Source organism: Labrys sp. HAY1-8F, from assembly GCF_056754975.1.
Map to the genome: position 1 here is coordinate 609,399 of NZ_JBPGWZ010000001.1, position 20,954 is coordinate 630,352.

Genomic DNA, 20,954 nt, shown 5'->3' on the forward strand with positions numbered 1-20,954 from the left:
CTAACGCAAACGGAGCCGATGGCACCGCGTACCACCGGCTCCGGCTATCGTCAGTCCGCCTTGGACATGGCTGCGAAATTATAGACCTGGATCAGCATGGGATTGTAGACATAGCCCTTCACCGCAGCCCGGCGGGCGAAGATGTCGTTCTTCTGCACGAGATAGAGATAGGGCGCGTCCTGTGTCGACAGCTTCTGAGCCTCCAAATAGAGCTGCTGGCGCTTGGGCTGGTCGACGATGCTGCCGGCCTCGCGGATCAGCGCCGTGACCTTGGGATTGTCGTAGAAGGCGCGATTGCCGGGGGCGCCCTTGCGGTCTGGATCGAACCAGTAGTTCATGAACATGTAGGGGTCGGCGAAATCGGGGGTCCAATCGCCGGCCGCCAGCTCGAAATTGCCGTTGGCCACCATTTCGCGCTTGGTGGTGTCGGCCAGCGATTGCAGATCGAGCTTGATGCCGACATCAGCGAGATTGGCCTGCAGCGCCAGACCCACCGGCTCCCAGATCGGATTGGCCTGGGAGAAGGTATAGGTGAAGTGCAGATTCGACTGCCCGGCTTCCTTCAGCAGGGCCTTGGCCTTTTCCGGATCGTAGCTGTACTGGAAGCCCGAGGGGTCATGGCCCCACATGCCATCGGGTACGGCGCCGCGCATCTGTTCGGCCTGGCCCAGCATGATGCCTTCGACGATACCCTTGTAGTCGACGGCATAGGAAATCGCCTGGCGCACGCGTGGGTCGTTCAGCGGCGGTTTGGTGTTGTTCAGATAGATATACGTGACGTAGAGGCTCGGATTGCTCTCCACGACCACGGAGGATTCCTTGCCGAGCGCTTCGGCCTGCTCGACGGGAACCTGCTCGATGATGTCGGCATCGCCATTGAGAAGCTGCAGCCGGCGCGCCGAGATGTCACCGACGATACGCACCACCACCTGCTTGAAGGCGGGCGCGGGGCCGGCATAATGGCTGTTGCGCTCCAGCACCGTGCTCTGGTTGCGCTCCCAGCTGGCAATGCGGAAGGCACCGCTGCCGGCGCTGTGCTCGGCGAGCCAGGCTTTGGCCATGTCGCCGTCCTTCTCATGCGCCATCACCTTGGGATTGACGATGGCCGCACCTGAGGTGGCGAGGGCCGAAAGGAAGGGCGAGAAGGGCGCTGACAAGACGAAGCGGACTGTCATGGGATCGACGATCTCGACGGTCTTCAGCGTGGGCAGGGCGTCCGAAGGGCCGGCCTTCAGCTTCATCAGGCGGTCGAAGCTGAACTTGACGGCGGCGGCGTCGACCGGCGAGCCATCGTCGAATTGATGGCCGGGCGCCAGCTTGAAGGTCCACACCAGCTTGGCATCATCAACCGTCCAGCTTCCGGCCAGCTCTGGTATCACCTCGGTGGAGCTGCCCTTATAGGCGACCAGCCGCTCATAGGCGGCATAGGTGAAGGTATAACCCTTATTGTCGATCTCGACGCCGGGGTCGGCGGTGGGTGCATCCTCGGATCGCGCCACTACCAAGACGTCCTTGGCTCCCGCCATGGCGCCTTGGCTGAGGCAGGTGGCGAGAAGCAGGGCGAGCCCTATGGTTTTGAGTTGAGTCGAGATCATGCGCCCTCTCCGGCATTGGATGGATGAGATCTGTGCCGGTTTCCGGCTTGGTGATCCATCGCGTAAGAATGCCGCGATTTTTCCGAAGCGCAATCAATTTTTCTGATGCTATATGTCGCCGGCAGTCTTTTTCGCACGCGGTTTGCGTGCAGCGGGTCCCGGCCTGGCATCCTGGGTGGCGGCAATTAGGTCGGTCTCGCTGATCGAGCAGATGCAGAGCACGCGAGCCGGCTCCTCACTAACCGAAATATAGGCGTGCCCCATGGCGGCATCGAAATAGCAGGATTCGCCGGCCTTCAGCCGCACCGGCGCGTAGTATTCGGTATGCAATTCGAGTTCGCCTTCGAGCACATAGGTGTATTCTTCCCCGACATGGCGGATGAAGGGGCCGAATTCGGTCATGCTTCTGGCGTGGGCGAGGGCCATGATCGGCACCATCGCCTTTTTCGAAATGTCCGTGCAGAGGTAGAAATAATCGTAATTGCTGGTCTTGATCGGCCGCCCTTCGCCGATTCGGCTAATGGCCCGGCGGGCCAGCGGCGCCTGGCTGGCCTCGGCCGTGCGGGTGCCGAACAACTCGACGATGTCGACGCCGAGCCCTTCGGCGAGCTGGATCAGCCGATCATAGGTGAGCGACATCTGGTTGTTCTCGACCTTGGACAGGGTCGAGACCGCCAGCCCGGTCATCGCACTCATCTGCGACAGGGTCCACTGGTTGCGGATTCGTATGTCCCGAAGGCAATCGCCCAGGCTGGCCTTGGCCTCCGTCGCGGATGCTGGCTTGGCGGGAAGTTTGATCGGTGGCCTGCTCTGATTTTTCATCACGATAATGATAACGCAGACAGGTTCTTGCGCAAATCGGAAAAATAATTGATCAATAGGAAAATTATCTTTCCAGCGGGATTGGCAGTGGGCAAGGCAGCGTTCGATTTCGTCATTATCGGCGGCGGCATGGCGGGGGCGTCCCTGGCCTATGAACTGGCGGAGACCGACCGCGTGTTGCTGATCGAGCGCGAGCAGTTCTGCGGCTATCATACGACCGGCCGGTCGGCAGCCCTGTTTTCCGAAACCTATGGCAACGCTACGATCCGGGCGCTGACGCGGGCCAGCCGCGGCCTTTACGAAGCGCCGCCTGCCGGATTTGCCGATCTTCCCCTGTTGACGCCGCGGCCGGTTCTGTTCATCGCGCGCGCCGATCAGGTAGCACGCCTTGCCGCCTTCACCGACATCCTCGCCGAGGCGAGTGGCAAGAAGCCGACGGTGCTCGATACCGCTCAGGCGCGTGCGCATGTGCCGATCTTGCGGACCGATTATGTCGCCCAGGCGCTGCTCGACGGCAGTTCCAGGGATATCGACGTGCACGCTTTGCATCAGGGCTATCTGCGGGGCGCGAAAGCGCGTGGCGCCGAACTCGTCACTTCGGCCGAGCTGCTAGGCCTCGACCGGCAGGCCGGGCATTGGCGGATCCGGACCTCTTCAGGTTCGTTCGAAGCCGGGACCGTGATCAACGCCGCCGGAGCCTGGGCCAGCACCGTCGGTGGGCTGGCCGGCGCCTCCACCGTGGTGCTGACGCCGCTACGCCGGACGGGAATGATGCTGGACATGCCGCGTGGCTTTGATGGCACCGCCTGGCCGATGGCGATCGACATCGACGAGGCTTTCTATTTCAAGCCGGATGCCGGCCGGCTGCTGGCGTCGCCGGCCGACGAGACGCCGAGCGATCCCTGCGACGCCCAGCCCGAGGAACTCGACATCGCCATTGCCATCGACCGCATCCAGCGCGCGGCCGATCTGCCGGTCCGTACCATCGCCCGGCGCTGGGCCGGCTTACGGACCTTCGCCGCCGATCGCAGTCCGGTGGTCGGCTATGATCCGAAGGCCGAGGGCTTCTTCTGGCTGGCGGGGCAGGGCGGCTACGGAATCCAGACGGCGCCGGCTCTCGCGAGAGCTGCTGCCGCGCTCGTCCGCTGCCGGCCTGTCGAAGAGGCGGTCCTGGCCGAAGGCTTCGATCCTACCGCTGTCTCACCCGCCCGTCCCGGGCTCGAGGCCGCGATCGTGCCGCACGAGGCAGCCGAGGCCTGAGATTGCTGGAGGAGGCAACGGCTTTCAAAATGGCCCAGGGCTGCGGATGAACAGCCAGGAGCCGAGCCTGTCGGCCCCGCCAGGCTGGTCGTCTTCGAGCCAGCCGCATTTGCGATAGAAGTTTCGCGCCACCTGGTTCCGCGTCTGGCATTTCAACGATAGGGCCGGGCCGTATCGCCTGATGGTCTCGCCGAGCAACGTGGCCCCGATGCCGCAACCGGCGAGGTCGGGATCGATATAGAGGTGATGCAGAAAATTCTCCGGCATATAGACAGCGGCAAATCCGGCGACCTGATTGTGCGTCTCGGCCACCAGAATCTGTTCGCCCTTGGTGACCTCATCGAAGCCGGGGCCGTCGAAGACGGGCCAATCGGCCCAGTAGAAGGCCATCCGCCCGGCCTTGGACAGGATTCTGGCGCAAGGCTCGCGGTCGGCGGAGCTGAAATCGCGGATCATCATGTCGATCGGCACGCAATCCTCCCTTGCAGGGGAGGCGAGCATGGAGAGCGGCTTGCCCTTGCCATCCCTGGAGCAGATGCGTTCGAGCGCAAGCATCCCCCACGCTCTCACACCCTGTTTCAGGCGTCTTTGCCATTTCCGCCGATTCCGTCAAATCGCGATGGGCTCAGGACAGGCGTGCAACGGCCGCTGTAATACGCCGGCAGGCCTCCTGCAATTCGCCGGTCGAAGTGGCATAGGAGATGCGGAAATATGGGCCGAGACCGAAAGCCGATCCGGGAACCACGGCCACGTCCACCGAGCGCAGCAGATAGTCGGTGAAAGCATGGTCGCTATCGAGGATGACGCCATCCGGCGTCGTCTTGCCGATCAATCCGCCGCAGCTCGCGAAGGTGTAGAAGGCGCCCTCGGGAACCCGGCAGGAAATACCCTCGATCGCGTTCAGCGCCTCGACGACCAGGTCGCGGCGCGCCTTGAAGGATTGGCATCTTTCGCCGACGATCGCCTGCGGGCCGGCCAGGGCCTCGACGGCGGCGGCCTGGCTGATGGAGGAGGGGCAGGAGGTCGACTGGCTCTGGACGATGGCCATGGCCGCGATCAGGGGAGCCGGACCACCGGCATAGCCGATGCGCCAGCCTGTCATGGCATAGGCTTTCGACACGCCGTTCACCGTCAAGGTCCGCCCGGCCAGTTGAGGTTCGAGCGCGGCCGGCGTCACGAAGGCAAAATCGTCATAGACGATGTGCTCATACATGTCGTCGATCATGAGCCAGACCTGCGGGTGGCGCAGCAAGACCTCGATGAGGGGGTGGTAATGCTCGGCCGCATAAGCCGCGCCTGACGGATTGGACGGCGAATTGAGCATCAGCCAGCGCGTTCGCGGTGTGATCGCGCACTCGAGGTCCTCCGCCGTCAGGCGGAAGCCGTTCTCCTCGCGGCAGGGCACGAGCACGGGCGTGCCGCCCGCAATCTTGACGATGTCGGCATAGGTTACCCAGAACGGGGTGGGGATGATCACCTCATCCCCTTCGTCGATGGTCGCCATCATGGCGTTGTAGAGGACCTGCTTGGCGCCGGCCGCGACCGTGATCTGGTCGAGGCCGAAGTCCAGCCCGTTGTCGCGCCGGAACTTCTCGCGGATCGCCGCCTTCAGCTCGGCCGTGCCGTCGAGGGCGGTATATTTGGTCTTGCCGTCGGCAATAGCCCGCACAGCCGCTTCCTTGATATTGGCGGGCGTATCGAAATCGGGCTCCCCGGCACCGAGTATGATCACGTCCCGGCCGGCCTTCTTGCGCTGCTGGGCCAGGGCCGTGATCCGGAGGATCTCCGACACCCCGATGGCCTCGATCCGGCGCGCGGGGCGAAAGCCCCGCGCCATCTGCACATTCATGTTCATGACGGGCTCACTCGACGTCGAACTTCACGCCCTGGGCCAGCGGCAACGTGCGGCCGTAATTGATGGTGTTGGTTGCCCGCCGCATATAGGCCTTCCAGGCGTCCGAGCCGGACTCGCGGCCGCCGCCGGTTTCCTTCTCGCCGCCGAAGGCGCCACCGATCTCGGCACCGGAGGGGCCGATATTCACATTGGCGATGCCGCAGTCGGAGCCACGCGCCGACAGAAAGGTCTCCGCCTCGCGCATGTCGTTGGTGAAGATGGAGGATGACAGTCCCTGCGGCACGTCGTTATGCGCTTCCAGCACCGTGTCGATATCGCTGTATTTCATCACATAGAGGATGGGGGCAAAGGTCTCTTCGAGCACCGGGCCGACCTGTCCCGGCATTTCGACCAGGGCCGGAGCGACGTAATAGGCGTCCGGCAGACCGAGATCGACGCGTCCGCCACCGTGGACGGCACCGCCGGCCTCCTTCGCAGCGACAAGCGCCTTCTGCATGGCCTTGAAGGCGACTTCGTCAATCAACGGGCCGATAAGCGTGCCTGCTTCCAGCGGACTGCCGATCGAGACCGAGGCGTAGGCGCGCTTGAGGCGCGGCACCAGGGCCTCATAGACGCTGTCATGCACGAAGAGGCGGCGCAGGCTGGTGCAGCGTTGCCCGGCCGTGCCCATGGCCGCGAAGGCGACGCCGCGCAGGGTGAGATCGAGATCGGCGGACGGGCAGACGATGGCGGCGTTGTTGCCGCCGAGCTCCAGGATTGCACGGGCAAACCGCTGGGACAGGCGCGGTGCCACCGCGCGGCCCATGGCGGTGGAGCCGGTTGCCGAAACCAGCGGAACCTTATCATGATCGACCAGGAGTTCGCCGAGGTCACGATTGCCGTAGAGAACGCCGTGCAGGCCGGCGGGGGCCGCTTCACCCTCGACCGCGAAACGCGCCAAGGCACGCTCCACCAGCGCTTCGGTCGCCAGGGCGACCAGCAAGGTCTTTTCCGAGGGCTTCCACACCACGGCGTTGCCGCAGACCAAGGCAAGCGCCGTGTTCCACGACCAGACCGCCGCCGGGAAATTGAAGGCCGAGATGACGCCGGTCACGCCGAGGGGATGCCAGGTTTCCATCATGCGATGGTCTGCCCGTTCGGTGGCGATGGTGAGGCCGTAGAGCTGGCGGGACAGGCCGACGGCGAAGTCGCAAATGTCGATCATCTCCTGGACTTCGCCCAGGCCTTCGGAGGCGGTCTTGCCGACTTCGATCGAAATCAGCCGGCCGAGCAATGCCTTATGCGCGCGCAATTCCTCGCCGAGCAGGCGGACGAGCTCGCCACGGCGGGGGGCTGGCACGTTGCGCCAAGCCCGGAAGGCCCGATGGGCCATCTCGATACGCGCAAGCGCTTCCTCGGAGCTGGTTTCCTTTACGGCCGCCAGGGTCTCGCCCGTGATCGGCGAGCGGGCCGCAAGGGTGCCGCCGGTATAGAGGCTGGCCTTGACGCCGACCTGCTCGAGCAGCGCGATGGCGTCGGCGGCGACGGACAGGGGCGCGGTGCTGGGTTCGGCGCCGGCGTGGCGCTGGGCGGACGATGCGGTCATCGGGGTTCTCCTTGCTGGGAATGCGGAATTGGCCGGGAATTCGGAACTGCGTCCTGCGGGGATCGGGGAAGGCTGTCGAGATGAGCGAGAAGAGCCTGCGCCGGGTGGAGCGGAGAAAAGCCGGCGCAGCGCTTGGTCTGGCAGCGGCAGGAAAAGCCGGTGGCCAGCACCGTCGAGGGATCAAGGTCGGCAAGACGCGGGGCCCAGCTCATCGCGAACAGGTTTTTCGACATCTGCGCATGCTCGGCTTCATGTCCGAAAAGGCCGGCCATGCCGCAGCAGCCGGCCGTGGGTAGCTTGAGGTCGAGCCCGAAATGACGGAAGACGCGCGCCCAAGCCTGGCCGGTGCCGGGCTTTGCCGTCTTCTCCGTACAATGGGGGAAGAGGTGATAGGCCGCCGCCGTGGAGGCCGGATGAGCCTGTACCAGCCGGCCGCTTTCAAGCGCCTTGGCCAGGAATTCATCGAGGCTCTGGATGTGCAGCGGCTCGCCGAGTCCCGGGCCGGCATATTCGTGGTCGCGCATAAGTACGGTGACGGGCTCGATGCCGACGATCGGCAATCCCGTTGCCAGCAGACCGCTTTGATAGGCCCTGGCCGTGCCGGCGACCTTGGCAAATTCATCCAGCATGCCCAGGACATGCAGCGCCTTGCCATTGGCGGTGGGGCCGGCCCGATGCACGCGATAGCCCAGGCGGCTCAGCAGGCCGGCGACCGCGTCAACGACGTGGCCGTCGAACGAACTCGTGAAATTGTCTTCGAGCAGGATGATCTCGTCATGCCTGGAGTCGGCGGCGAGCCGGTCGAGATCGGCGCGGGAAAGATGCGGAGCGGGCAGGGGCACGGACAGAGCCGGCAGATCGACCAGGCGCGTCCAACGCGCCAGTCGTAACAGGGCCATCAGCCGCAAACCCAGATTGGCCACTGTGGGAAAACGCCTGGCCAGCGACAGGCCGGGCTCCATCGCAGCGACGATCCTGTGGCGCAGCGGCCTGGGGCGGTGCTTGAAATAGCGATGCAGGAATCGCGATTTCATGGCGGGAATGTCGACCTTGACCGGGCATTGGCTGGAACAGGCCTTGCAGGACAGGCAAAGATCGAGGGAGGCCTTGAGCTGTTCCTCGATTGCGGCGTCTGGCAGTGCGTCACCCGTGGTGGTCGAGGTCGATCGCGCCCATTCGCGCAGCATCGCGGCCCGCCCCTTGGGGGAATAGCGGCGGTCGCGCGTAAGTTTGTAGGACGGGCACATCGGATCATGCCTGTCCCAGTTGAAGCAGGCGCCATTGCCGTTGCAGGCGATCGCCCGGTCATAATCGCGCTGGAGAGGAGCGGCGATGGCCCGGTCCTTCTCGCCCCTCAGCGGCACGGCATCGATGCGTTCGACCGGATACAGGGTGGCATCGACACTGGCGAGCTTGCCGGGATTGAGCAGGTTGAGCGGATCGAACACCCGCTTGAGAGCGCATAGCTCGTCATAGAGCTTGCCCCCGAAGAAGAAGGGAGAATATTCACCGCGATAGCCGCGGCCATGCTCGCCCCAGAGCAGACCGCCATATTTCCTGGTGAGGGCGGCAACGGCATCGCTGACCGGCCGGATCAGCGCGGCATCTTCGGGGAGGCGCATGTCGAGGGCCGGGCGGACATGCAGGCAGCCGACATCGGCATGGCCGAACATGCCATAGGCGAGGCCGTGCCGATCGAGGATGGCGCGGAACTCTTCCACATAGGGTGCCAGTCTTTCGGGAGGAACGGCGGTGTCCTCGACGAAAGGCGTGCCTTGCTTGCCTCCGCCGAGACGGCCGAGCAGCCCGACGGCCTTTTCGCGCAGGGACCAGAGGCCGGCGATGGTGTTGGCGTCGGTAACGATTTTCCAGTCGAGAACCGTGCCCGGCTGCGCTGCGAGCAGGTTCGACAAGAGGGCCAGAGCCGCATCGACTTCGTCCTGCGTCTCGCCAACGAACTCTACGAAGTTCAGCCCACCCACCGGCCTGTCGTCATCGCTTCCCAGAACGCTTTCGATCTCTCCCCACACCACATCCTGCCTGGCGAGCGAAAGGATGGTGTCGTCGAGAATTTCGATCGCGGCCGGCTCGGCCTGCAGCAGGCGCTGGACGTCGACGAGGGCCGCCTGGAAAGTGGCGTAGCGCACGGGCACCAGCGCACGGCAAGCCGGGCGCCTGCGCAACCGCAAGGTCAGGCGGGTGGTGAAGGCGAGGGTGCCTTCCGACCCGGCGAGCAGATAGGGCAGGCGGAAGTTGCCGTCCTCGCCGAGCACATGTTTGAGATTGTAGCCTGTCAGGCCCCGGTTCATCTCCGGAAAGATCGACGCGATCAGTCCGGCGTTTTCGTCGACGACCCGCAAGACTTCCCGATGAATGCGGCCTGCGGCATCTTCCCGCCGCGCCAGCTCGCGCGCTTCGGCAACCGGCATCGTCTCGACCTGAAAGGTCTCGCCATTGGCGAGAACGATCTCCATCGCCTCGATATAGTCGGAGGTCTTGCCATAGATGCGCGAGCCCTTGCCGGAGGCATCGGTGGCGACCATACCCCCCAGGGTGGCGCGCGAGGCGGTGGAAACGGTGGGCGGGAAGAACAAGCCGTAGGGCTGGAGATAGTCGTTGAGCTGGTTGAGCACCACGCCCGGCTCGACCGTCACCATCTGACGTTCGAGGTCGAGCTCGAGGATGCGGTTCATGTAACGGGAGGTGTCGACCAGCACCCCGCGCGTCAGCGACTGGCCGTTGGTGCCGGTGCCGCCGCCACGCGGCGAGAGCGGAATGCCGTGATCGGCCGCCAGCCGGACGACGCGGGCGACATCCTCGCCGTCGCGGGCAAACAGCACCGCAGCCGGCTCGACCTGGTAGATGCTGTTGTCGGTGGCATGAACGATGCGAGTGGCGCGATCGCGCGCAATGTCGCCGGCATAGCCGGCGGGCACCAGCGCGGACAGGAAGGCATCGAGCCCCGGGGGGACGGCCTTCTCCTCGACCTGCACTCTCATATTCATGGCCGCGCCGATCCTTATGCGATGGCCATCATCGCCAAATGGGGATCGCCGAGCTGTGCGAGGGCCAGATCCAGCGATCGCTTTTCGGTGGCGGCATAGAGGGCGAGCTCGTCCTGGACGGGTGCGCCGAGGGCGCCTTCGAACTCGATACGGTTGGAGCGCTCGCCATAATTCTGCTGTTCGTCGGTGCCGAGGTTCGACTGGAAGATGCCGGCGGCACTGACCGGCAGGAAGTCCTCGTAGACGATCGGATCGAAGCGCAGGAAGCCGGCCTGGACCAACTCGTCGACGCTTGCGGGAAGCCGCTTGTCCTGCCGAGCGGCAAGGCCTTGCTCGGTCGCCGAATAGCGGAAATAGGCCAGGCCCAGGGCGCGCAACTCGGACCATTCATCAGGAAAAGCACGAAAGCGTTCGGCAAGTTCCGACTGATAGTCGCCGGCATTGGCGCCGCCTTGGCCGACGCGGACATCGGCGCGCACGCCCGACAGCAGCGTGTCATAGAGCCGACGCCCCTTCGGGGTGAGCGCGATGCCGCGCTGCTCGATTTCGCCGAAACGGGCGGTGTGCGTGCCCTCACGGCCATCATTGTCCTCGGCCAGGAACTCGATCGTCTCTTCGAGCGCCTTGAAGCTGGTCTGGCGCAGCAGGATGGCGCATTTGCGCCGGGGCGGGCCCTCGATGACGGCCTTGGGAATGATGCCGCGCGCGGGCATGGCGACCTGCACGGCGTCGATATCGAGGGTGCGCGGCGTCAGATGGTTGATATGCGGCCCCTTGAAGCTGACGACGTCCGCGATCAGGCGGTGGGCATCGTGCAGCTTGTCATAGGTGCCGAGCGAGACCGTGGCCTTGGAATGCCAGCGAAAGGTTTCGAGCGCCTCCTCGACGAATTCCTGCGCCTCGCCAGGTGTGAGGCCGCCCTTGGTTTCGAACAGGTCGACCAGTTCCAGTGCCCGTGACGTGAAGATGCGCCGCGCCGCGAGGATGCGGGCTGCCTCGCTGCGCAGGGCCTCGTCCTCGATCAATTCCAGCCGCAGCAGCGAGGTGAAGACGCGGAAGGGATTGCTGCGCAGGCAGGCATCGTCGATCGGACGGAAGGCGGTCGAATGAACCGGGACGCCGGCAACGGAAAGGTCGTAATAGCCCACCGGGAACATGCCCATCACGGCAAAGACGCGGCGAATATTGAACAATTCCTCCGCCGTGCCGAGGCGGATGGCGCCATGGCGCTCGACGCTCAAGCGGGCCAGTTCGTCATTGCGCGTCAGCGTCTCCCGCAGCTCGCTATCGTCGGCAAGGATGGTATCGTTGACGTCGGCGACCAGCTCCATCAGCGTGCCATATTGCGGCACTTCGGTCCGGTACATCTGCGACATGGCCGTCGAGAACAGGGTGCGGATCTCGTCTGGATGCAAGAAGGTCTGATTGGCCATATCCCGGGCTCCCACTGCGACTCGATTGCGCGACGATCTCATTCGCAATCGTCATGTTGTCGGAACTCATGCGCCAATGGACACGGGTTGAATAGCAATGTTATCTCAACAACTCATACCGGTTGGGAATGAACATGGCCGTCAGCCAAGCTGGGGGAATGATGAAACAATATCGCTGTTGGAAGAGACCGTCGATCGCTCGATCTCTGGGGCGGTCCATGCGGGTCCGAGGGTGAAGCGATGCAGGGTCCACGACGTTTCCTGCCCTCGATCTCCCTGCTTTGCGCCTTCGAGGCGGCGGCGCGCACGGGCAGCGTGACGGCTGCGGCCAAGGAGCTCAACCTCACGCAAAGCGCCGTCAGCCGACAGATCAAACTTCTGGAGGAGCAACTCGAAGTAGAGCTGTTCCATCGCGAAAAACAAACCATCAGCGTCACACCGGGTGGGGAAGCCTATGCTCGCGAGATCCGCGATGCTCTGCGCAAGATCAGCACCGCCTCGCTGATGCTTCGCGCCAACCCGCTGGGGGGAACGCTCACCCTGGCGATCCTGCCGACCTTCGGCACGCGCTGGCTGGCACCACGGCTGCCGCAGTTCCTGACGCACAACCCCGGCATCACCATCAATCTGGTGACGCGCTTGTCCTATTTCGATTTCCGGCAGGATCCTGTTGATGCCGCCGTCCATTTCGGCAGCCCGGACTGGCCCGGCGGTGAAATGGAGAAGATCCGTTCCGAGACCGTGGTGCCTGCCTGCAGCCCGGTCCTGCGCGACCAACTCGGGTTCAAATCCGCTGCCGATCTCCGCACTGCCTCGCTGCTGCATCTGACCACCAGGCCCGATGCCTGGGAACGCTGGTTCGCCCTGCATGGCGCGCCGGCCCAATCGGTGCGGGGCATGCTGTTCGACCAGTTCGCCACGGCAGCGCAGGCTGCGATCGCCGGGCTCGGGGTTGCCCTGCTGCCCGAATTCCTCATCCTCGAGGAATTGGAAGCCGGTCGGCTGGTTCGCGCTCTCGATCTGCCGATGGTGAGCGCGGAGGCCTATTACCTGGTCTGGCCAGCCGATCGCGCCATGCACCCGCCCTTGCTGGCCTTCCGGCAATGGCTTCGCACACAGGTCTCGGTCGAGGACGACTAGGTGATCGCCATCCGTGTGGTGATGTATTGGATCATAAATTATATATAATGCATTGATATATATATTATTTATAGTTTCTATTCAGAGTCGTTTATCGATCATATGAACGAGCCGGGCACCCACCTCGTAGCCGGCTTCCTTCCAGGACCTGAAGGTGGCTGGCGTGAGTTCGGTCCTCGCCAGAGGCAGTTCGGCTTCGCTCATCGTGCCAAGGATGTGGTCCGCAAGCGCCCGGCCGAAGACGGTGCCGGGTGCGATGCCGCGGCCATTATAGCCGGAAAAGCCGACGGCCTGCGGCCCGTAGCTGTGGAAACGGGGCAGAGCATTGCCGGTCATGCCGATCTTGCCGAACCACTCATGTTCGAATTCAACCTGCTCGATGGCCGGGAACAGTTTCCGCAAGGCGCGCCTGGCCCAGTTCTTGTGGACGGCGGCACCGGCCCCGCTGAGAGCGCCCACGCTGCCAAAGACCAGCCGCCCGGATTGATCCATGCGGAAGGAGGAGAGCACGGTGCGAGTATCCCAGACGCCTTCGCCACCCGGCAGGATCTGCTTGCGCAGTTCCGGGGCGAGGGGAGCCGTAGCCAGATTGAAATAGGGCAGATGCACCTGCTCTTTGCGCACCTTTTCCCAGGGTCCCTGGCCATAGGCATCGGTCCCAACCACGATCCAGCCTGCGGTGACCTGGCCCTGCGGGGTCGTCACCAGCCAGCGGCCGTCGCGATGCTCGACATTGGTCACGGGACTGCCCGTATGGATGTGGCCACCCTGGCGCAGCACCGCATCGGCGAGGCCCCTGGCATAGGCCAAGGGCTGGAGCGTACCGGCCCTCCTGTCGAGAAGGGCGCCGGCATAGGCGTTGGTGCCCACCCGCCTTGCGGTCTCCTCGGCATCGAGAAGTTCGACCGGAGCCCCCCGCTTGCGCCATTGGCGGGCACGCTCGTCGATTTCCTGCAGTCCCTTGTGGCCGATGGCGCAATGCAGGGTGCCATTCGTCCTGAGCTCGCAGGCGATGTCGTGACGGGCGATCAGGTCCTTGACCACGGCCGGCGCGTCGCCGAGCATCTCCAGCAGACGCTCGCCATGGACCGGGCCCAGTTCCCCGGGCAGGTCCTGCGGCATGACCCACATGCCGGCATTGATCAGGCCAACATTGCGGCCGGAGCCGCCAAAACCGATCTCGACGGCCTCCAGCAGATGCACGCATGCGCCGGCCTGTGCCAGATGCAGGGCGGCCGACAGCCCCGTATAGCCGCCGCCGATGACGGCGACGTCGGCGATAACGGATTGGCGGAGCGGTTCGGTTTGCGGCGCGCGGGGAGCGGTCTTTTCCCAGAGGCCGTGGGAGCGCGGATCATTCAGCACGGTAGGATCTCGCCAAAGGGACACGATTGTTTTGCGCAGATGCCCGATGCAGGCGACATCCATTCGCCGTAGGCATGAGGGCTAGGCTTATCGCTTCCTGTCTGGCTCCGATATCCATGAATGGGCAAGAGGGCATTCCGATTTGGAATGATCCGCACATCGAAAACGCCTGGCACGGCGCGGCCTATCCGCGCGCCGAAGCTGCCGAACGAAAGACGCCGCTGTCATCCAGAGGGGAAGGGAGCATCGTTGCTCCCTCCGTTCTCTTGGTAAAAATAAGACATGAAATTCAATATGTTATATGAAAGTCCTATATTTTTATTGAAGCTTCGGTTTCCTGGGCGCGTTCAGGCACTGGCCTTTGCCGAGACCGACGCTTGCAGTACCTGCTTGTTTTGCGCCAGATCATCAAGGAAGGCGTCACACCAGTGCGACACGTCATGCACGAGCAGGAAATTCATCATGTTCTGCCAGCGCTCGCGCCGCTCCTGCAGCGACATGCTCAAGGCGCGGGCAATCGCGTTGGCCGTCCCTTCGGTATCGTAGGGGTTGACCAGCACTGCGCCATTGAGCTCGCGCGCGGCGCCGGCGAAGCGCGATAGAACGAGCACGCCGGGATTGTCGGGGTCCTGGGCTGCGATGAATTCCTTGGCGACCAGGTTCATGCCATCGCGCAGAGGCGTGACCAGACCGACCCTGGCGATCCGGTAAAGACCCGCCAGGATATGACGGCCGACCGAGCGATTGACATAGCGGATGGGGACCCAGTCGAGCGTGCCCATGGCCCCGTTCACCCGCCCGGCCTCCTCGGCCACCATTTTCTGCATCGTCTCATATTCCGGCACCTCGGAGCGGGATTTCGGCGTGATCTGCAGATAGGTGACCTTGTTGTGATAGCCCGGATAGGCGCGCAGGAAGCGCTCAAAGGCATCGATGCGCTGGGTCAGGCCCTTGGAATAATCGAGCCTGTCGACGCCGATGATGAGGTCGCGGCTTTCGACACTCTGGCGCGCCTTGCGGACAGCGCTGTTGCCGATCGCGACCTGCGCCATCTGGGCAAAGGACTTGGTCTCGATGCCGATGCCATGCACGGCGGCCTTGAAATGCAGCCCGTGATATTCGAACCGGCCTTCCCCGAGATCCCTGGCGATGCCTTCCCGGGCGAGGTAGCCGGCGAAGTTGTCGAGATCGTAGTCGGTCTGAAAGCCGATGAGATCGTAGTGGGATAGGCCTCGGATGATTTCCTCATGCATCGGCATGGCGGCGATCACATCCGAAGGAGGCCAAGGGATATGCAGGAAGAAGCCGATGGTGTTCTTGATACCCATCTGCCGCAATTCAAAGGCGAGGGGGATCAGGTGGTAGTCATGCACCCATAGGATGTCGTCCGGCTTGATCAGCGGAGCCAGGCGATGGGCGAACAGGCGGTTGACGCGAAAATAACCCGCCATTTCCTTGCGGCCATATTCGGCAAGGTCGAGCCGGTAGTGGCAGATCGGCCAGAGCACCCGATTGGCGAAGCCGTGATAATATTCTTCCACGTCGGTCTCGGTCAGATCGGTCAGCACATAGGAAATATTGCCCTGCTGCTGGAATCTGGGGGGAGGGGGCTCGACGCCGGGACTGGATTTTCCGGACCATCCGAACCAGATGCCCCCGCGCTCCTGCAGGGCGGCGTTCAGGGCAACCGCCAGACCACCGGCGGGGGCTTCACCGCTGCGCGCGGGAACGGGAACTCGATTGGAAATGACGACAAGTCGACCCATGGGAACTTTCGAATATTGATGACGGAATCGGATTAGGCCGCAACGCGGGCGATCAAGGCCCGCAATGCCGTTGGCGATGATATCAACGCGCGAGCGCGCGTTTGGGTCCCTGCCGATCCGATACGGATCGATTGGCCGCCGAGGCTGTTGACCGTCTCGAACATGGCCTCGTCGGTGAGATCGTCGCCGATCGCCAGGGGAACTCTGCCCTTGAAAGGTGCTTCCTGCAGGAAGGCTTCCAACGCCTTTCCCTTGCTTGCACGCGCAGGGCGCAATTCGACCACCATCTTACCGTGCTGAAGCGACCAGTCGGGCATGGTTGGGGCGAAGCGCGACATCAATGCCTCGACATCGGCCTTGCGCTCGGCAGCCAGGCGGTAATGCACCCCCAATGCCGCGCCCTTGTCTTCGACCACGACGCCAGACCACGCTCCAGCCTCGTCGGCGATGTCGCGCTTGAGCTGCTCGAAAGCCGAAGGGACGGTGAGGCTGTCCACCGCGCCGGAAGCATCACGCCGTTCGGCACCATGCAAGCCCGCGATGGGAAAAAGATGGGGGGCAAATAATTCGTCGGCGAGCACGATGTTCCGGCCAGTGACCAGAGCCATGGCACCCCCCAGATGCCGTGAAAGAGCCCAGAGGTCATCGGGCAGCGTCGGGGGAACGGTAATCGACAGCGGCGTCGCGGCAAGATCGATCAGCGTGCCATCGATATCCAGGAAAACCGCCCATTTGTCGGGCTCAGATAAGGCTGACGCAAAGACCATCTCGCCAGCCGAGGGCGAATTGCCAGGGCTGTCCTGACTGTTTCTATCCTCATACATGGCCCTTTAGGTAGGCGCGGAGCGCGGGCAGGGCAAGCAAAAAAGCCATCGACAAAAGCCTGGGCGGGAGTGGCACGCAGGCATATCGCCATCATCCGCGGGCCAAGACGCCAAGTTCATTTCCGTCGCACATGGCGCTCCAGCACGACGGCCGGCAGATATCCCTCATGCTGAACCTGGCTCCACGGCATGTGTCGAAAAGACTTGCCTTGAGGCCGGACAAAGCCGCTGAAGAGGGCACCGGCACAATCGGGCCCGGTGTTGGGATTGCCAATGGTGACCAGAGCTTCCGGGTTCTGCTCGCGCAGCAGATCGATAAGATCCGCCACGGTCATGGGTTCCGGCAAAACCGGCATCTTCTCCCCCTCTCCAGCCACGAATGCGCAGGACATTCATGGTGCCCCTCGGAGGGTGTATTGAGATACCTCCGAATATCGAGATGCAACAGCGCCGATACATGGCGCACGAAAAAGCCTGACGCAACCAGGATATCCTTCAGGTGCACTTCCTGAAAGGGGAAACGTGGCTCAGAATCCCTCACATCATCTTGGCAAACAAAGGGAAAGTGCCGTTTGGTCAACTTGCTCGATCCTGCCTCCGATACCGTCGTTGAAACAATGTGCTACATGCAGATCCAGGTCGCACGAAATTTCAAGGTTTAATTATACCTCTTATCTGTCGAATCGGATTTTAGACCGCATGGTCTGGGCGTTTTGGGTGGGTGGTTTGCGCGAAAGCACGGCGGTCGCCTGCGCTTCATCCGGTACCCCGCGCGGACTGAAGATTGCAGCCGCCCCTCACCAAGGCCATTCGACCCATAGCGGCAATGATACAGACGAGGGCAGCGGCGGCAAATGCCGTGGCATAGCTGGCGACCACATCCGATTGTCCTGCGGCAACCGACATCAGCGCGGCCACCGATGGGTCGGTCCAAGTTCCGTGGCGGTGCTCATGACGCCGCCGGCAAGACCGGCCTGGTGCTCGGGCACATGGGTGGTAGCGAGCACGGCCGAGCCCGAGAAGATCAGGGAGAGGCCGATTGCAAGCAGGATTTGGCCGGGCAGAAGCACCAATCCGTAGGACATTGCGCCATTGATGAAGGCGAGGACGGCGAGGCCTCAGGCCGAGAGCGAAGGGCAGGAAGGAAATGGCCGTCTGCAAGGGAGACCAGCCCCTGATGCCTTGGAGGTGGAGCGAAAGTGCGAATTCGGCGGCGGCAGAACCGGCGGTCGCGAACAGCATGCCGGCCAGCCCGACGGCGCGGCAGGAATCGAAGGCGAAGCGGGGAGGGAGGAGGGGATCCCGGGTTCTTAGTTCAACTGCCACGAAGCCGCTCAGAAAGACGATGCCCGCGGCGACAGGCCAGCATACGGCATCCGACGTCCAGGCCTGTTCGCCGCTGGCGATCAAGCCGAGGCTCGCGGCGATGATGCCGGCAGTGGCGAGGATTGCTCCCGGCAGATCCAGACCGAGGCGGCATCACCGAGCATGCGGCGCCGCGTGTCGCGACCGGCAATCTGCGCGGCACCGGCTGTACACTGTCGGCGGCGATCGCTGCGCTCCTGCCCTCGCTTCCCCTGGTAAAAGTGGTGGAGGAGGCCGAGCTTTATCTTACCGAGGCACTGAAGGCGTCCGGTCGGTTGACGGTCGGGCGCGGCCGCGGCCCCGTCCATCATTTTCACGCCTTGTGGCGCGAGGAATTGCCGGCAGGCGGTGGCTGATAAAGTCGGCCATTACGTGCTCAGCGCCGCACGGCGCTGGCAAGTTCCGCCCGCGAACGGATGCCCAGCTTGTCGTAGATGGCCTGGGTCTGGTTGCGGATGGTGGCCGGTGCGCTGCCCAGCATCTGCGCCGCCTGCTTGTGGGTTGCCCCGCTGGCGAGCAGGTGCGCCACTTCGCGCTCGCGCGGCGAGAGCCGGTCGAGCTTGGATAGCAGCGAGAGTTCCACCCTGATCAGGCTCGACTGCCGGCCTGCTCCGCGATCCTCGCGACAGCTCACCGCAACACCCTCGCGCTCGAACAGATGGATGCCGGGATGCAGAGCCGCCTGCCTGAGAGGCCGGGGCAGGCGATCGCCGTTCCAGCCGGGCCAGATGGTTTTGAGGAAACTATGGGACTGATCCAGGCCGAGATGGGCGAAGCCGGCTTCGTCGACCGCCAGTGTCGCCCGCTCGCCCGGCCCGTCCGCACTGCGACGCTCGAACGCGGCCTGCAGCGTCAGGAACAAGTGATCCACCGCACATTGCAGAAGCTGCAGGTCCTCCCCGTCCCAATGCGGATCATGGCACCGGGTGCGATAGACCGAGACGAAGAAGGTGGTCGCGCGCCCCGGCCGATTATGCATGGCGGAGGCCCATTTGCGGATGCCGTAGCGCTCCGACAATTCGGCCATCTCGTCGGTCTGCCGGGGCTGCCCACGGTCATAGATGCAGACCTTGCCGCGGTCCCGGCGCAAGGCCGTGGCGACCAGGTCCTGGCTGGCCATCGTCGACCAGAACGGGGCAAAACCGTCCGGCAGGCCAAGCGTGGAGGAGGCGGGCACAGTGGTGCGGTCGTCCACGAAGCGAGCCCAGCCATACCAGGCACAGTCGAAACCGAGCAGGGGGCGCAACAGCTCGAGGGCGTGGGCCGCCACGTCGAAATCGGCATCCTTGTCGGCGCGCCGGCCGGCTTGATGAAGATCGACCACGAATTGCGAGAACATGGACAGTTTTGAAGTCACATGCACCGACCCCGGATGGAGGGTTGTATTTTTGTCATGTTAACCGCGGACGGTGTTCGTCACAAGGTTGGTGCCCGCCGCCAATAGTGCATCTGCACCATTCCCGCCTTGTTTGCATGCGCTAGCCTGCCGGAAAGCATGCAGATGAGGGAGAACTGCGATGACCACGGGATGGGTGTGGCATGAGCGTTTCGGCTGGCACGACACCGGCACGGCGGCCGGGTTCCTGAAGGGCGAATTTATCCAGCCCCTGCAGCATGTCGAGTCGCCGGAATCAAAGGCCCGTTTCGCCTCCCTGGTGGAGGTCTCCGGCATCGGCAAGGCTCTGAAACGCATCGAGATCACCAAGGCTAGCGACGAGGACATTCTGCGTGTCCATACGAGCGAACATCTCGACAAGATGAAGGCGCTCAGTGCCGACATCCGCGGCGGCGACATGGGCGACGGCGTTTCGCCCTTCGGCTTTGCCGGCGTGGACCTCGCCTGCCTGGCTGCCGGCGGCACCATCAGTGCGTTGCGGGCGGTGGTGCAGGGCGAGGTCGCCAATGCCTATGCGCTGGTGCGCCCCCCCGGCCACCACGCTCGCCCGGAGAAGGGCATGGGCTTTTGCATGTTCGCCAATGTCGCCGTGGCGATCGCCCATGCACGTGCCAAGCTCGGTATCAAGCGCGTGGCGGTGGTCGACTGGGACGTGCATCACGGCAACGGGACCGAGGCCTGTTTCGAAGCCGATCCCGACATCCTCACCATCTCCCTGCACCAGGATGGCAATTTCCCGCCCGATACAGGCAAGGTTGCCGATCGCGGTGTCGGTGCCGGCAAGGGCTCGGCGATCAACATCCCGCTGCCGGCGGGCTCGGGTGAGGGGGCCTATCTCGATGCCTTCGACCGGGTGGTATTGCCGGCAATTGCCCGCTTCAAGCCCGATGTCATTATGGTGGCGAGCGGCTTCGATTCATCCAATGCCGATCCGCTCGGCCGCATGATGCTGGTTTCCGGCTCCTATCGCCTTATGACCCGTCGCCTGATGGATCTCGCCGCTTCGATCTGCGGGGGGCGGTTGGTGATCAGCCATGAGGGCGGCTATTCGCCCTTCTACGTGCCTTTCTGCGGCTTGGCCGTGGTTGAGACGCTCAGCGGCGTCGAGACGGGCGTCCAGGATCCCTATCAGGCCTTCTGGAAGGACCTGCCCGGACAGGATCTGCAGCCGCACCAGAAGGCCCTGGTCGATGCGGTGATACAGGCTTGCGGCCTCTGACGCCTATTGGCCGCGACGTGAAGAACAACAAGAATGGTGCGTGCGGAAGCCCAGCCAAGGGCTTCGACGGCGCGCCGCCCACCCAGCAGGAGAATATCGAGATGGGAGGACGAAATGGAAAGGCAAGCGTCTGACTTTGGCCGTGTCCGCCGCCTTTTGCTGTGGCTCAACCTGATCATCATGCTGTTTCCGCCGATCCATCTGGCGATGGCGCGCGGCAGTCTCGGCATGGCGATGTTCTTCTTCATGGGCAGCGGCCTGTTCCTGGTCGTCAGCCTCACCTATCTGCATCGGGCGAGCCCGGACCGGGAAGAGGAATAGGGG

The 20,954-nt window shown here is 63.7% G+C and carries 18 protein-coding genes; 5 read left to right on the plus strand and 13 right to left on the minus strand.

Going from position 1 to position 20,954, the window contains the following annotated elements:
* Nucleotides 1–50 precede the first annotated feature (50 nt).
* A complete protein-coding gene (locus tag ACR9ZN_RS02815) occupies nt 51–1,595 on the minus strand; it encodes an ABC transporter substrate-binding protein (protein WP_434960847.1) in 1,545 nt (514 codons plus the stop codon).
* Between the two features lie 108 nt (nt 1,596–1,703).
* A complete protein-coding gene (locus tag ACR9ZN_RS02820) occupies nt 1,704–2,417 on the minus strand; it encodes a helix-turn-helix domain-containing protein (protein WP_434960846.1) in 714 nt (237 codons plus the stop codon).
* An 87-nt stretch (nt 2,418–2,504) separates the two neighbouring features.
* On the opposite strand from ACR9ZN_RS02820, the gene ACR9ZN_RS02825 reads away from it, so the two are divergent.
* Nucleotides 2,505–3,677 (plus strand): NAD(P)/FAD-dependent oxidoreductase, encoded by a 1,173-nt coding sequence (locus ACR9ZN_RS02825; protein WP_481271305.1) that lies wholly within the window; start codon nt 2,505–2,507, stop codon nt 3,675–3,677.
* Nucleotides 3,678–3,701: 24 nt separating this feature from the next.
* On the opposite strand, the gene ACR9ZN_RS02830 is transcribed toward ACR9ZN_RS02825, so the two are convergent.
* From ACR9ZN_RS02830 to hglS, 5 genes are all read right to left on the minus strand, one after another.
* Nucleotides 3,702–4,232, minus strand: coding sequence for a GNAT family N-acetyltransferase (locus ACR9ZN_RS02830; RefSeq protein WP_454818042.1), 531 nt, complete (start codon nt 4,230–4,232; stop codon nt 3,702–3,704).
* A 70-nt stretch (nt 4,233–4,302) separates the two neighbouring features.
* A complete protein-coding gene (locus ACR9ZN_RS02835) occupies nt 4,303–5,532 on the minus strand; it encodes a pyridoxal phosphate-dependent aminotransferase (protein ID WP_454818040.1) in 1,230 nt (409 codons plus the stop codon).
* Between the two features lie 7 nt (nt 5,533–5,539).
* Nucleotides 5,540–7,117 carry an L-piperidine-6-carboxylate dehydrogenase gene (amaB, locus tag ACR9ZN_RS02840; protein WP_481271306.1) on the minus strand — a complete coding sequence of 526 codons (1,578 nt, stop codon included), beginning with the start codon at nt 7,115–7,117 and terminating at the stop codon, nt 5,540–5,542.
* On the minus strand, nt 7,114–10,122 hold the full coding sequence (locus ACR9ZN_RS02845) for an FAD-binding and (Fe-S)-binding domain-containing protein (RefSeq protein ID WP_454818036.1): 3,009 nt from the start codon (nt 10,120–10,122) through the stop codon (nt 7,114–7,116). The genes amaB and ACR9ZN_RS02845 overlap by 4 nt, the downstream gene beginning before the upstream one ends.
* Nucleotides 10,123–10,136: 14 nt before the next feature.
* Nucleotides 10,137–11,555 (minus strand): 2-oxoadipate dioxygenase/decarboxylase HglS, encoded by a 1,419-nt coding sequence (gene hglS / locus ACR9ZN_RS02850; protein ID WP_481271307.1) that lies wholly within the window; start codon nt 11,553–11,555, stop codon nt 10,137–10,139.
* Between the two features lie 240 nt (nt 11,556–11,795).
* On the opposite strand from hglS, the gene ACR9ZN_RS02855 reads away from it, so the two are divergent.
* On the plus strand, nt 11,796–12,695 hold the full coding sequence (locus ACR9ZN_RS02855; RefSeq protein ID WP_454818032.1) for a LysR family transcriptional regulator: 900 nt from the start codon (nt 11,796–11,798) through the stop codon (nt 12,693–12,695).
* A gap of 81 nt (nt 12,696–12,776) precedes the next feature.
* On the opposite strand, the gene ACR9ZN_RS02860 is transcribed toward ACR9ZN_RS02855, so the two are convergent.
* The 5 genes from ACR9ZN_RS02860 to ACR9ZN_RS02880 all read right to left on the minus strand — a co-directional run bounded on the left by ACR9ZN_RS02860 (nt 12,777) and on the right by ACR9ZN_RS02880 (nt 17,735).
* Complete coding sequence (locus ACR9ZN_RS02860) at nt 12,777–14,060, minus strand: NAD(P)/FAD-dependent oxidoreductase (RefSeq protein WP_481271308.1); 1,284 nt, start codon at nt 14,058–14,060, stop codon at nt 12,777–12,779.
* A gap of 347 nt (nt 14,061–14,407) precedes the next feature.
* Nucleotides 14,408–15,826 carry an alpha,alpha-trehalose-phosphate synthase (UDP-forming) gene (gene otsA / locus ACR9ZN_RS02865; RefSeq protein WP_454818028.1) on the minus strand — a complete coding sequence of 473 codons (1,419 nt, stop codon included), beginning with the start codon at nt 15,824–15,826 and terminating at the stop codon, nt 14,408–14,410.
* 32 nt (nt 15,827–15,858) lie between these two features.
* Nucleotides 15,859–16,650, minus strand: coding sequence for a trehalose-phosphatase (gene otsB / locus ACR9ZN_RS02870; RefSeq protein ID WP_454818026.1), 792 nt, complete (start codon nt 16,648–16,650; stop codon nt 15,859–15,861).
* A 116-nt stretch (nt 16,651–16,766) separates the two neighbouring features.
* On the minus strand, nt 16,767–17,042 hold the full coding sequence (locus tag ACR9ZN_RS02875) for a ubiquitin family protein (protein WP_434960835.1): 276 nt from the start codon (nt 17,040–17,042) through the stop codon (nt 16,767–16,769).
* A 513-nt stretch (nt 17,043–17,555) separates the two neighbouring features.
* A complete protein-coding gene (locus ACR9ZN_RS02880) occupies nt 17,556–17,735 on the minus strand; it encodes a hypothetical protein (protein ID WP_481271309.1) in 180 nt (59 codons plus the stop codon).
* A 363-nt stretch (nt 17,736–18,098) separates the two neighbouring features.
* Here ACR9ZN_RS02880 and ACR9ZN_RS02885 point away from each other — a divergent pair, with 363 nt between their 5' ends.
* Nucleotides 18,099–18,371, plus strand: coding sequence for a bifunctional hydroxymethylpyrimidine kinase/phosphomethylpyrimidine kinase (locus ACR9ZN_RS02885; protein ID WP_481271310.1), 273 nt, complete (start codon nt 18,099–18,101; stop codon nt 18,369–18,371).
* A gap of 20 nt (nt 18,372–18,391) precedes the next feature.
* On the opposite strand, the gene ACR9ZN_RS02890 is transcribed toward ACR9ZN_RS02885, so the two are convergent.
* Nucleotides 18,392–19,354: a helix-turn-helix transcriptional regulator gene (locus ACR9ZN_RS02890; protein WP_481271311.1), complete on the minus strand. Its 963-nt coding sequence runs from the start codon at nt 19,352–19,354 to the stop codon at nt 18,392–18,394.
* Nucleotides 19,355–19,532: 178 nt separating this feature from the next.
* Between ACR9ZN_RS02890 and ACR9ZN_RS02895 the strand changes: the two genes are divergently transcribed.
* Together ACR9ZN_RS02895 and ACR9ZN_RS02900 are read left to right on the plus strand one after the other, a co-directional pair.
* Entirely contained in the window at nt 19,533–20,630 is a 1,098-nt protein-coding gene (locus ACR9ZN_RS02895; protein ID WP_481271312.1) for a class II histone deacetylase, read from the plus strand.
* A 114-nt stretch (nt 20,631–20,744) separates the two neighbouring features.
* Nucleotides 20,745–20,951, plus strand: coding sequence for a hypothetical protein (locus ACR9ZN_RS02900; RefSeq protein WP_434960831.1), 207 nt, complete (start codon nt 20,745–20,747; stop codon nt 20,949–20,951).
* Nucleotides 20,952–20,954 lie beyond the last annotated feature (3 nt).